This window comes from Kamptonema formosum PCC 10802 (assembly GCF_000332335.1).
GTDB lineage: Bacteria > Cyanobacteriota > Cyanobacteriia > Cyanobacteriales > Oscillatoriaceae > Oscillatoria.
Window position 1 is genome coordinate 6,630,957 of record NZ_KB235948.1, and the last position, 12,947, is coordinate 6,643,903.

10 protein-coding genes are annotated in these 12,947 nt (G+C 52.2%); all 10 read left to right on the forward strand.

Annotated features, from left to right (window positions below; all coding sequences use genetic code 11):
- The first annotated feature begins 90 nt into the window (after positions 1-90).
- The 10 genes from OSC10802_RS0129205 to OSC10802_RS0129250 all read left to right on the forward strand — a co-directional run bounded on the left by OSC10802_RS0129205 (position 91) and on the right by OSC10802_RS0129250 (position 12,680).
- Positions 91-1,593 (forward strand): coiled-coil domain-containing protein, encoded by a 1,503-nt coding sequence (locus tag OSC10802_RS0129205; protein ID WP_026098916.1) that lies wholly within the window; start codon positions 91-93, stop codon positions 1,591-1,593.
- A gap of 27 nt (positions 1,594-1,620) precedes the next feature.
- Positions 1,621-1,770 carry a hypothetical protein gene (locus tag OSC10802_RS51475; RefSeq protein ID WP_155968562.1) on the forward strand — a complete coding sequence of 50 codons (150 nt, stop codon included), beginning with the start codon at positions 1,621-1,623 and terminating at the stop codon, positions 1,768-1,770.
- Positions 1,771-2,110: 340 nt separating this feature from the next.
- Positions 2,111-3,172, forward strand: coding sequence for a coiled-coil domain-containing protein (locus tag OSC10802_RS0129210; protein WP_017720326.1), 1,062 nt, complete (start codon positions 2,111-2,113; stop codon positions 3,170-3,172).
- Positions 3,173-3,402: 230 nt separating this feature from the next.
- Positions 3,403-4,029 (forward strand): 4Fe-4S single cluster domain-containing protein, encoded by a 627-nt coding sequence (locus OSC10802_RS0129215; protein WP_026098917.1) that lies wholly within the window; start codon positions 3,403-3,405, stop codon positions 4,027-4,029.
- A gap of 223 nt (positions 4,030-4,252) precedes the next feature.
- The gene (locus OSC10802_RS51480; RefSeq protein WP_155968564.1) at positions 4,253-4,408 is read left to right on the forward strand and encodes a hypothetical protein; all 156 of its coding nucleotides are present in this window, start codon (positions 4,253-4,255) and stop codon (positions 4,406-4,408) included.
- Positions 4,409-5,164: 756 nt separating this feature from the next.
- Positions 5,165-7,042: a response regulator gene (locus OSC10802_RS0129230; RefSeq protein WP_017720329.1), complete on the forward strand. Its 1,878-nt coding sequence runs from the start codon at positions 5,165-5,167 to the stop codon at positions 7,040-7,042.
- A gap of 36 nt (positions 7,043-7,078) precedes the next feature.
- Positions 7,079-11,275, forward strand: coding sequence for a PAS domain S-box protein (locus tag OSC10802_RS0129235; RefSeq protein ID WP_026098919.1), 4,197 nt, complete (start codon positions 7,079-7,081; stop codon positions 11,273-11,275).
- Positions 11,268-11,654: a response regulator gene (locus OSC10802_RS0129240; RefSeq protein WP_017720331.1), complete on the forward strand. Its 387-nt coding sequence runs from the start codon at positions 11,268-11,270 to the stop codon at positions 11,652-11,654. The genes OSC10802_RS0129235 and OSC10802_RS0129240 overlap by 8 nt, the downstream gene beginning before the upstream one ends.
- A gap of 93 nt (positions 11,655-11,747) precedes the next feature.
- Positions 11,748-12,248: an Hsp20/alpha crystallin family protein gene (locus OSC10802_RS0129245; protein WP_017720332.1), complete on the forward strand. Its 501-nt coding sequence runs from the start codon at positions 11,748-11,750 to the stop codon at positions 12,246-12,248.
- Positions 12,249-12,260: 12 nt separating this feature from the next.
- Positions 12,261-12,680, forward strand: a complete 420-nt coding sequence (locus tag OSC10802_RS0129250) for a response regulator (protein WP_017720333.1) — start codon at positions 12,261-12,263, stop codon at positions 12,678-12,680.
- The last annotated feature ends 267 nt before the right edge of the window (positions 12,681-12,947 follow it).

A 12,947-nucleotide genomic window follows, 5' to 3' on the forward strand; every position in this document is an offset into this window, starting at 1 on the left:
TAATTTATAATCCCAATGCTCTCCCGCTATGGCCAAAGAGCTGCTCGCACCGGCAGGCTCCCAGAGAATAACAAGTAACAGGAGGTTGTTATGAGTGGTAGAAAAGAGAGATATGTGAGTGTTGAGGAGCGGGAATTGCAAAGGTTGCGCGAACAGGAAAGCCGGCTGCGCTCTGTTCAACAAGACTTGCCCGATCGCCTGAATCGGGTTCGCGAAGAAGCACGCCAAGAAATGCAGCAGCGCTTCGCCCCCCTAGAGCAGCGGGCAAGACAGCAGGAACAAGAATCTCAACGCCTGCGGAGTAACCTTGCCGAGCTCGAACGCAGCACCCAACAGCGATTGCAACAGCAGCGCCAAGAATTTCAGAAGTCGGTGCGGGAATCGGAGGCGCGACAGCAACAGGCACTTGCCCGTGAAAGCGAGCGTCTGGAGTCAGCTATGCGGGCTGGCTTTGAGCAACAGCGTGCCGAGTATCTCCGCATCACCGCCCAACAGCGTCAAGAATATCTAGCCCTAAACCAACAACTCGATCGTAAATTCTCTCAACTGCTTGATGAAGAACGCCAAGCACGGGAAGCTGGACAGCGTATCCTGCAAAAGCAAATCGATCGCGTGTTTGAAAACATCGAACAAGAAAGGCAGTATAAAGCCAAACTTGCCCAAGACCTACTTGCGGATGTCGAACAAATCTGGCAGCAAATCGACCGCGACTACCAACACCAGCGCTTTGCCCCGAATAAACTCGCTGACTTGCGGCGCAATCTGGAGTTGGCGAAACAAAACCTTGCGGCTGGAGTCTCGGAAGCGGCGATTGCCACTTCCCAAGACACCTACCTCAAGCTTGCTGACCTGCGCCTCGAACTCGAACAAAAAGAACAGGAGTGGTTGCTTTATTATAACGCCGCTCTTGAAGACCTGCGCACCCTGATTGCTGAAGTCCAAGCTCACCGTCAAGTAGAAATTGAGCTCGGTGAGGCGGGGGGCGAAGTCGAAACCTTTCGCGAAGAAGTAGATTATTGGACAGACGGGCGCTTGAGTGCCTACGAGCAAAAACTCAACGCTCTCGAACAGCAACTCAAGGATGGCGAAAAAACCCTTACGACTGAACAAATCCAGCAATTAGCAGAGCAAATCGAAGCCCATCGTCCTGAATTGAGTGAAATTGCTGAGCAAGCCAAGCTGCAAGTAATTCTCTCGCAAATGCGGGCAGAAATCGCTGATAAGGTAGTCGAACTGCTGGAATCCTACGGCTATCAACTCGCCGACCCCAATGCAGATGCCACCTACGAAGGCACTGACTATCGGAATGCCTATGTGGTCAAGGTCAAAAATATTGCTGGGGATGAAGTAGTGACGGTCATTACCCCTGAAAAAGCATTTGGCGCAAATAACATTTCCATCAATGCTTTCAGCGAGCGCTTACAAAATGATGCAGAACTGCGCAAACGAGCCGAGGGTATTTTCAATGCGCTCCATGAGGAGGCTGGGCTGGAACTCAAAGGCGAAACCCAGTGCCTCGATCGACCGCAAGAGGGGTATCGGGATATGGAACAAGTGAAACGCCGCCAAGTCAACCGTCCGCAAACACAATAGCAACAGCAATGTTCACAAGCACAAATCTTGCCTTCATTTTCAGTCTTCCTCTGCAAAGGGAAGGATATCTTAACCCAAGTTGCCACCTACAAGTCTGAAGTCTCGGTCTTCTTGAATGCCGGCGAAGGCGTCTGGGACTTCGGACAGACATCTTGGGTGAACCGGCTCTTACTTTAGGGGCCGGTTTACAGACATCCTTTCTTACCGGCTGACTTCTGGAGTGAATCCGCCCCCACTGTCTCCTAGGACAGGCGAGACGCCTGTCCTACGCCTTATATCCCTCCGACCTCAAGGTCTGATGTCCGTTCCCAATGTGGCTAGTAGGGGCGGGTTCACCAGAAATATTTCTGGCACAGGGAAGGATCTGAATAAACCCGCCCCACGAGATGCCGGTAGGGGCGGGTTCACCAGAAATATTTCTGGCACAGGGAAGGATCTGAATAAACCCGCCCCACCCACAGCGGTGCGCTCAAACATGATATAAAGAGAGAGAGAAGGACAGCAACGGTTACACCTAATGACAAGCACCGCTAAAATGCAGCAGATTCAACAAATCTTAGAACGTCTCGCAGCAGCACAAGCGAGCGATGGCGGTTTGCAAGATTTCGACACGATTGAAATTCCGTTTCAATTAACAAAAGCTTGCATCCAACTGTGGACAGATTGCTTTTCCATACCGGCGCTGCAAAACCTAGCTCAGCACGAGCCTGATACCTTAGAAGCATGGGCGATTGCTCTCAATGAGACTCTCCAAGCCCAGCTAGGTATTTTAAGCCAATGGATGCCATTATTGAGCGCCCCATCTCTCTCTCAAAAAGTGCGCGAAAAAGCCGCACAGCGTACTGCTGAACTAGAGCGGATTGCTAGAGAGAAATTAGTATTGCTCCAGGCGGCTACCAAGCTGCGGGCACAAGAAACCGAGCTGCGAAATGCAGCTGCCGAACTCTCCGCTTTGCGAGCCAAAGTCAATGAATTACAAGCTATTGAAGCGGATGTAAATGCTACCGATATGGTAACATTACGAGCGGAAGTGCGTCAAAAAGAAAATGAGTTGCTCCCCCAAAAGCAAGCCATCGAACGTTTACACCAACAAAAAGCTGACCTCGACACAAAACTTACCTCATTGCAGCAACAGCGAGACATTTTACAAACCGAGATTGACAGCCAAGAATTCCGCCTAGAGCGCCAGCAATTAGAGGCTATGAGCCAAATTCGCACGCTGTTCGATATTAGGGAAACTGCTAAAGCAGAATTGAGCGATCGCTTAGCTGAATCTGTTGACAATCTCGACCGCCAACGCAATGAATATAACCAGCAGTGGGAGCAGTTACAGCAAACCATCATCGCCTACGAAGGCTATCGTGCCGAAACAGAGGCAATTTGTGCCGATCTCAATGCTCACTATGAAGTCGATGCAGTTTTAGGACAGCGTTTGCCGATCGCGCGCCGGCGGATGGAAACGCTTATGCAAACTATTCAAGAACGTTTAGCTGAATTCGATCGCGAACTTCAGACTGCTCACGCAAACCACCAACGAGCGCAACAAAAGCAATACATTACCTTTGGGACGCCATCTTAGAGAGTGTTTATAAAGAAAACGTGAAGTCGCCAGAAACCGGAACCGCCGCCTGCCCCTACAGCCGTGTGGCATTACATATGTAGGGGCGGGTTCATCTCAGATGTTTGCTGCAAGTAGTGGATGTCTGTAAACCCGCCCCTAGCAGCAAAATAAACCCGGTGTCTTATCCCCCATACCGGTACTAACAATTACTTTATAAACAGTTTATTTACCAGTTTTAGGATATTCCAATGACTCCGATCAACCTTGCGGATTTTTGTCCTGCAACTCGCGTCCTCGGCCCGGGGTTACGCTTTGTCCTGTGGGTACAAGGCTGTTGCTTTCGCTGCCCAGGATGTGTTTCTCCCGATACAATTCCTCAAGTAACTGCAACTCGGATTGAGCCAAAAGTGATAGCCCGAGCTATTCTCAGCAATCCTCAACTAGATGGCCTCACCGTATCGGGAGGGGAACCGATGCTTCAAGCTCCAGCACTCAGTGAGCTGTTTGCGCTCTTACGTCAAGAGCGCGATCTTTCCATTATGTGCTATACAGGCTTTACTCTTGCCCAACTACAAGCCAAGCACGAGCCAGAGATTGATGCAATGCTCTCATACATAGATGTTCTTATTGATGGCTTATATATGGAAGCTCAAAACGACAATCGGGGTTGGCGCGGTTCTGCTAACCAGGTCGTGCATTTCTTAACCTCACGGCACTTAGACGATGCCCCTCTATTTACTGAACGCAAACGGGATATCGAGGTATATTTGCGGAATGATAATGCTCTTTTGGTAGGTGTGCCACCTGTAAAATTTACCAACCAATTTTCGCATATCATTGCATCTGCGTCTGAAGCGGGGTTGGGTCAAGAGTAGCAGGCCGGTGCGAGCGCTTAAAGCGCCGCACCACTTTTTTAAGCAGTGAATAATTATAGCAATGGACAGTAAGTTTAGGAGATGGGCAGGGGGCGATTGGGCAGGGGGCGATTGGGCGATGGGGCAGGATCTCAAAAGGGCATCATCGCATCTTTCCCCCCTATGCGCTATGCTCTATGCGCGGAACGCCCCATCGCCCGCTGCCATTAATGTCCTAACCTAAGTGCGTCAGTGCCGGTGCTTCCTCCCAGTGGTGGGAGAGCCGGTGCCCAAAGAGGGCGCAGCGGAGGTGCCGGTGAACCGAGGGCGCATGGGGCATGGCGCATGGCGCATGGCGCATCGGGCATGGCGCATCGGGCATGGGGAAGATTTTCAGTAATGCCCAATGCCCAATGCCCACTGCCCACTGCCCGCCGCAAGCTCTTGCTTCGGTTTCCCGTAACTCCGCATGCGGTTAACCGAACACACAGCAAAGAGGGCGCTGTGGGGGAAAGACGAAATCCCCCTCTGCTGGGATTTCGGGGGGGTGAGGGCTGCCGGTGAACCTGAAATTGCGCGCTTGCTTCGGTTTCCCGTAACTCCGCATGCGGTTAACCGAACACACACCAAAGAGGGCGCTGTGGGGGAAAGACGAAATCCCCCTGTGCCGCGATTTCGGGGGGGTGAGGGCTGCCGGTGAACCTGAAACCGCGCGCTTGCTTCGGTTTCCCGTACTTCCGCATGCGGTTAACCGAACACACACTAAGTCGGGCGCTGTGGGGGATTGTTGACTCCTGTACCGGCGACGGGATCTTTGACAGATGCTTCGGATGCTGGATCTGGGAGGGGTGCCGGCGTTTACGGCGCTGGAGTCCTGCAAAGCGCTGAGCTTTCTGGCCTAAAGGGCTGTCAGCGATTGAAGCTTAAGATAAGTTAAGATTGCAAGTTTACTCCCAGCAGAGCTAATAAATCATCCCCAGGATAGTAGAATAGTGGAAAATCATCTGAATTCCGCTGCCACCGGAATCATTTATTTTGCCCCTTGTCCCCCTGCGGTCAGAACAGTGCCGGTGAAACACCGCATCACTCTCCTGTCCGCTGGCGCAGCCTCTAACACTGGTGCGGGCCAAGTTATGGCAAATGGAGAGGGCTTGTTATGAAAATTCTCCTGGTAGAAGACGATAAATCGATGAGAGCAGCCCTGGCCCAACTGCTGGCTGCCCATGATTGCCAGATCGCCCTGGCCAGTGATGGGCAGACCGGACTGGAGTTGGCCACAGCGATTGAGTATGACTTGATTTTGCTGGACTGGCAGATTCCCCAGCTGGACGGAATTAGCCTCTGCCGGAAACTGCGCTCGCAAGGCTACACTAAACCCATCCTGCTGCTAACCGCGAAGAATTCCAATGCGGACATTGTGGCCGGTCTAGATGCCGGGGCGGACGATTACGTTATCAAACCATACAACCCGGAAGCACTGGCAGCAAAGATTCGGGCTCTGTTGCGCCGCAGCGGTGCCTTGACATCACAAACGCTTTGCTGGGGAGAGCTCTGTTTAGACTCAACTTCCGCCAAAGTCACCTGTGGGGGGGAAGTGATTTCGCTCACCGCAACAGAATACAACCTGCTGGAACTGTTTTTGCAAAATCCCAATCGCATATTCAGCCGCAGCAAGATTCTAGATCGCCTTTGGGGGTTTGATGACGCACCGACTGAAAATGCCGTGACGACGCATATTAAAGATTTGCGCAAGAAACTGAAAGCCGGCGGTCTTCTCGAAGAGATTATCGAAACGGTTTATGGCATGGGATATCGGTTAAAGCCGGCCCCCAATCGCCCCGCCTCTACTTCTGAACTAGGCGCTAAAAAAAGCAGAGACAGCCAGAAAAACCCAGCGCCAAAAGATATGACTGCTATCAGTCGTGTGCTGGATAGATTTCGCAATTCTTTGGCGGAACAGATTGAGGTGCTGGAGCGATCAAAAACTGCACTGTTGGAAGGAAATTTCACCAATGAATTGCAGCTAGAAGCAGAGCGTGAAGCGCACAAACTTGCCGGATCGATGGGAACTTTTGGCTATCCAGAAGGTTCTACACTGGCGCGGGAAGCCGAACATTTACTGATGGGCGCTCGCCCCCTGAAAGGGGATGAGATTTCCCAGTTCTGCCAATTGGTCTTGGCGTTGCAACAGGAGTTTGCCAAGTCTCCGGAGGCTTGGCCCCCTCAACCCGTCCCTGCAATCCAAACTCGTCGCGTCTTGGCGATCAATGACGATCCTAAGCTGGCAGAACGATTGCTCTCAGAGGCAGACGCTTGGGGAATCCGAATCAAAATTGCTGCCGATCTGGCAACAGCCCGCTCCCGGATCGCTCTGGCGGCTCCCGATGCGATTCTCCTGGATTTAAGTTTTTCGGAAACAGAAGAAGATGGGCTGACGCTGTTGAGGGAACTGACAGAGGGCGAGCCCCATATCCCAGTCGTGGCGCTCGCCGGACGAGATAGCCTTGCTAAGCGCTTAGCCGTATCGCGGTTAGGTGCTAAACAATTTTTAGGCAAACCGGCAACAGTGCGGGAGATTTTTCAAGCGCTCGACCGCGTGCTGGCTCAACCCAAAACCTCCGAAGCCAAAGTCTTGCTCGTAGACGATGACCCAGCGATCGGGGCTGCACTGTCAGCGCTGCTGACTCCCTGGGGACTGGAGGTGACAGCGCTGACAGAACCGCAGCAATTTTGGGAAGTGCTAACCGCCACATCCCCAGATTTAGTGGTGCTGGATCTAGAAATGCCCCCAGTCAGTGGCATAGAATTGTGTCAGGTGGTGCGGCAGGATACCCATTGGGGCAATATCCCGATTTTGGTGGTGACGGCGCATACTGATGCGGAATCCCTCCAGCAAGCTTTTGCGGCTGGAGCTGATGACTTCATTGCCAAGCCTGTCCTAGGTCCAGAACTCGTGACGCGAATACTCAGCCGAATTGAGCGCGTGCGCTGGCACAGCAGGCGGGGGGGAATTCCGCAGGCAACGGGGGAATAATAAGTACAGGATCGGGAAGAAGAGAAGAGAGGGATGATGAGAGTTTACCGGCGATGTTGGCCCTATGGGGTGGCGATTGGTTCAACGGCGAGCGCCCTGCTCGTCGCCCTCTGGTTAAAACCTCTCCTGTCACCGATCGTCAGTCCGCTTTTCTACATCGCCATCATTTTCAGTGCCTGGTATGGCGGCTTTCGACCGGGAATGGTTGCCGCTGTCCTTTCCACACTGACGATCAGTTATTTCTTTATTGCCCCCCGCAATCAATTTTGGGTCGAGCGACCAGAGGGGCTATTGCAGTTAGGTCTTTTCCTGCTGGTTGCCCTGACGATCGATCTGCTCACTGACAATTTTCACGAGAGCAAAAAAAAGGTTGAGCGACTCAGCCGGCAATTGGCGCAGGAAAATGCCGAGCAGCTGCGGATGGCTCTGGAAGGGGCTCAGATGGGGATGTGGGACTGGAATCTGGTCACTGGAGAAGTCAAGTGGTCGCCGGAGCATGCGCTGTTATTGGGGCTAGATCCGGATGCGTTTGAGGGCAAATATCAAACCTTTGACACTTGCGTGCATCCAGAAGATCGGCAAGGCTTGGAGCGGGCGCTGCAGGAAGCGCTGCAAACACGCAGCATCTACCAGCACGAGTATCGCGTTATCTGGCCAGATGGCAGCACTCACTGGATTGAGGCACGAGGGCGCGGCTTTTATGAGGAAACTGGCCAGCCGGTGCGAATGACCGGCACCATTATGGATATTGACGGGCGCAAGCAGGCAGAAACCCTGCTGCACCAGCAATTCGAGCGACAGCGGCTGGTGATGGAAATTGCCCAGCGCATCCGCCAGTCGCTGAATTTGGAAGAACTTCTCCAAACTACAGTGGATCAAGTGCGGCAATTTATGCAGTGCGACCGGGTAATTATCTTTCAATTTGCCCCAGACTGGAGCGGAACCGTTGTGGTAGAGTCGGTGGGGTCCGAATGGACAGCAATCTTATCCACTCAGATATACGATCCTTGCTTTGGGAAAAACTATATTGAACCCTTCAAACAAGGCTTATTCACCGCTAAATCAGATATTTATACTGCCGGAATCGATAACTGTCACATAGAATTGCTGGCAACTTTCCAAGTCAGAGCCAACCTGGTTGTTGGGATCTCTAAGGGAGAAAAACTGTGGGGATTGCTGATCGCTCACCACTGTGCTAGCCCTCGCGAATGGCAACCGGCAGAAATTGAATTGATGCGGCAACTGGCAACCCAAGCCGGTATTGCCATCCAGCAAGCTGATTTGTTTGAGCGGGTGCAAACGGAACTGAGGGAGCGCAAGCTAGTGGAAGCCGCTCTGCGAGAAAGCGAAATACAGCTTCAGCGGCAGCTGGCTGAGATTGAAACCATCTACCAGTCAGCCCCCATTGGGCTGAACGTTTTGGATACCGACCTCCGCTTTGTGCGGATCAACCAGCGACTGGCTGAAATCAATGGGTTTTCTGTGGGAGCGCATATCGGTCGCACAGTGCGCGAACTCTTGCCCGAAATGGCTGGCACCACCGAAAACATATTGCACTCCATCTTAGAAACGGGTCAACCTCTCCTGAATGTGGAAATCACTGGCGAAACACCGGCTCAGCCCGGGGTGCAGCGAACCTGGGTAGAGAGCTTTTTGCCCTTAAAAGATGGCGAGCGGATTATTGGCATCAGTACCGTTTGTGAGGAAATTACCGAGCGCAAACAGGCACAACTCACCCTGCAACAGCTGAATGCCGAACTCGAAGAGCGGGTCGCACAGCGCACAGCCGAACTAACAGAGGTGAACGATCGCCTGCTGGTTGCCCTGCTGGAGAAAGAACACGCCTATCAATTGCTGAAAGAACAGGCACAACTGCTAGAACTCGCCCACGACAGTATTATCACCTGCGATCTGAACTCGGCGATCTCGTTTTGGAACCAAGGGGCAGAGTCCATGTATGGCTGGTCAAAAGCGGAGGCGTTCGGACAGGACTTGCACGCTTTCTTGAAAACCCAGTTTCCCAAGCCGCCGGGTGAGATTCTAGCAGAACTGTTAGAAAAAGGGTATTGGGAAGGAGAGCTGGTTCATTTCACCCGGGACAATCGCCCGGTCACTGTGGCCAGCCGCTGGGTCCTCCAAAAAGACGATGCCGGCAGACCGATTAAGGTACTGGAAATTAACAATGATATTAGCGAGCGCAAACAAGCAGAAAAAGCTCTGAAGCTGAGTGAGGAAAAGTATCGCCGCATTGTTCATACAGCTAGTGAGGGAATTTGGGTCATTGACGCTGAGGGCAAGACCAACTTTGTGAATCCCAGAATGGTAGAAATGCTTGGCTATAGCGCGGAAGAAATGATGGGTGAATCCCTATTTGCCTTTATGGATGAAGCGTGGGAAGCGATCGCTGCTGCCAAGCTGCAATCCCGCCGTCAGGGAATAACCGAGCAACATGACTTTAAGTTTCGCTGCAAAGATGGGTCTGATTTGTGGTGCATTATTTGCACTAGTCCAATTTTAGATGAGGCGGGGCAGTTTCTCGGGGCGCTGGGCATGGTGGCGGATATCACCGCTCGCAAACGTGCTGAAAAAGCCCTGCAGCAGCAAGCCAAACAAGAACAGTTGCTCTTTTCTATCACGCAAGCGATTCGCCAGTCCCTGGATCTGAACGCCACTCTCAATACTGCGGTGACTGAAGTCAGGCAGACATTACAAGTCGAGCGGGCTGCGGTTTACCGCTTTAATGTCGATTGGAGTGGGGATTTTGTCGTGGAGTCCGTCACTCCAGACTGGGTAAAACTGGTGACCCCCGATGTTAAAAAGGTTTGGGAAGACACCTACCTGCAAGAGACTGGAGGGGGTCGCTTCCAAAATCGCGAAACCTTTGTTGTGGCAGATATTTACACAGCGGGGCTCCAGCCCTGCCATGTAGAACTCTTGCAGCAGTTTCAAGCGAAAGCTTACGCGGTCGCCCCGATATTTTCGGGAGAGGCGCTCTGGGGCTTATTGGCCATCTACCAAAATACCGCATCCCGTCACTGGCAATCCTGGGAGATAGAATTGCTCGAACAAATTGCCAGCCAACTGGCGATCGCCATCCAGCAATCCGAAATTTACGGGCAACTTCAGCTCGAATTGCACCAACGCGAGCAAACCGAAGCGATCCTGCGGGAGTCGGAACGTCGCTGGCGATTTCTCCTGGACAACGTGCAATTGCTCGTCGTCGGACTTGACCCAGCGGGTGCGGTGAATTACGTCAATCCTTTCTTCTTGAAGCTGACCGGCTACGCCGAATCGGAAGTATTGGGCCAGAACTGGTTTGAAACCTTTTTGCCTGTCTCCCACCGGCAGCAGCTGCAAAGGATTTTCTCGGAAATTTTGGCCTCTAACGCGCACCCGTACTATCATAATTTGATTCTAACCAAATGGCGAGAGGAACGATTTATTGCTTGGAACAATACGCTGCTCAGAGATTCTGCCGGCAGGATCATCGGCACAGTCAGTATTGGCGAAGACATTACGGAACGGCATAAAATCGAGGAGATGAAAAATGAGTTCATTGGCATCGTCAGCCATGAACTCCGCACCCCCCTGACTGCGATTCGCGCCTCCTTGGGCTTGCTGAAAACCGGCATCTACGACAAAAAGCCAGATAAGTTCAAACGCATGATTGAGATTGCCTTAACCGACAGCGAGCGATTAGTGCGTCTCGTCAACGATATTCTCGACTTGGAGCGGTTAGAGTCGGGTCGAGCTATCCTGGAGAAAACAGCCTGCAAGGCAGCTGATTTAATCCAGCAGGCGGTAGAGGGAGTGCGAGCGATTGCCGACCGGCAGCACATCACCCTGTCTGTCCACCCCACCGATGTCGAAGTCTGGGCGGCACCCGATGCCATCGTGCAAACTCTGACGAACCTGTTGAGCAACGCCCTGAAATTCTCACCTCCCGATACCGCGATTACCATCAGCGCTGAGCGACAAGCGGATCGGGCGCTATTCCAAGTCAGAGATCTCGGGCGCGGCATTCCCGCAGATAAGCTAGAAGCTATCTTCGGACGATTCCAGCAAGTGGATGCCTCCGACTCTCGCGATAAAGGAGGCACCGGCTTGGGACTGGCAATCTGTCGCAGTATTATTGAACAGCATGGGGGGCGAATCTGGGCTGAAAGCACGATAGGTGCCGGCAGTACCTTTTTCTTCACCCTACCCTTACCAGTAGATCGTGCCAATGACTAGCAAACAAGTTTTAATTGTAGATGACGAGGAGCGCCTCCGGGAACTGGTGCAAGCTTGCCTGGAAGACTTGGGAGGATGGGCCACCCTGACGGCGGGCTCGGGCCAGGAAGCCCTGAAATTGGCCCAGACCGAAGCAATTGATGCCATCCTGCTGGATGTGTCGATGCCGGAGATAGACGGAGTTGCGGTGTTTGAGCAACTTCAGGCTTCCCCCGCCACCCAAGCGATTCCAGTCATTCTGCTGACGGCGAAAGTGCTGCCCAGCGATCGGGCCCGTTTTGCTCAAATGGGCGTTGCTGGGGTGATTGCCAAACCCTTTGACCCCGCCACGATCAGCGAGGAAGTGGCCCATATTCTCGGCTGGCCGGCAGAATGTTAAGTTTTTATAAGAGCCTCTTATCTTTATCAGTTTTTTATTTTTGTCATTTAGCTTCTTAAGTACCCCTCCGGAAGCTATTTGACAGATTCACTCATGCACTCGATTTACTGGACGGCGCTGCAAAGCTTAAATGAACTCACCCAATTCATGCAGGATTCATTGGCCAGCTTCCTGGAAGATTGCCAGCAAACAACTTTGTGGATTGGCCACACAGATGAGGTGGCGGTGGCTGCGATTGCCATTCACGAAACCAAGAATGAAGTTTTGGTCGAAGTCCACATTCCTGATGCTGATGGCCAAACGCTAGATGTTGAATTAAGTCCGGAAACCGCTCTAGTGCGGGGAAAATGGCCAGAAAAAAGAGAAGTGGAAGGTTATTTTCATCCGGGCCGATTTCAAAGTTTAATTCCCCTGCCCTATCCGGTTCATCCTGAAAGCGTTTGTGCGGAATTCAAGAATGATATTTTGAAATTTCGGATGCTCAAACAGCGCTCGATTACACAATATAAGGTTAGGGTGGATTTGGGACGTTCAAGTGTCGCCCTTCACCGGCGCGATCGCGAGTTGCCAGAACCTAAAAAGGTAATTGGTTAATCCGAGAAGAAAATGAAGACTTTAGAGCGGGTGAGAATGCCGGTTAAATCCATATTAGTAATCGACGATGAAAGGGCCATCTGCGAGGTCGTGAAACTCTGTCTGTCCGATTTAGGCGGTTGGGATGTCTTCGCCGTTAACTCCCCCTTAGAAGGGTTGCGGAGAGCCTCACTCGACCGTCCAGATGCGATTGTAGTGGATATCTCAATGCCAGAAATGGACGGGTTTACATTTTTGGAGCGACTCCGAAATAATCCAGACACTCAAGCGATTCCTGTGGTGCTGCTTAGTGCTAAGGCGCGGTGGCTCGATCCGCAAGTGCTGCGGAAGTATAAAATTGCCGGTGCAATAGCCAAACCCTTCGACGCGACTGCTCTCTCCGCTCGGATTGCCGCATTCCTGGGCTGGGATTTTCCGTCACTTACAGATTGAATCGGTGGCTTTCTCTCTCCGCTTAACCTGACCCAAGCGCCACAAATTGGATTCAATTATAGCATGGTTAAGACATTAATGACATGGCTTATGGGGCTCATGCGCATGGGGCTCATGCGCATGGGGCTCATGCGCATGGGGTAAGTAGGGGCGGGTTCACCCAAGATGTTTCTGGGTTTTACCAGATGTTAGTAAACCCGCCCCTACCAGCTTTTGCGTGATGCCATGCATGCGTGATGCGATGATGCCCATGTACTAACCTAAATG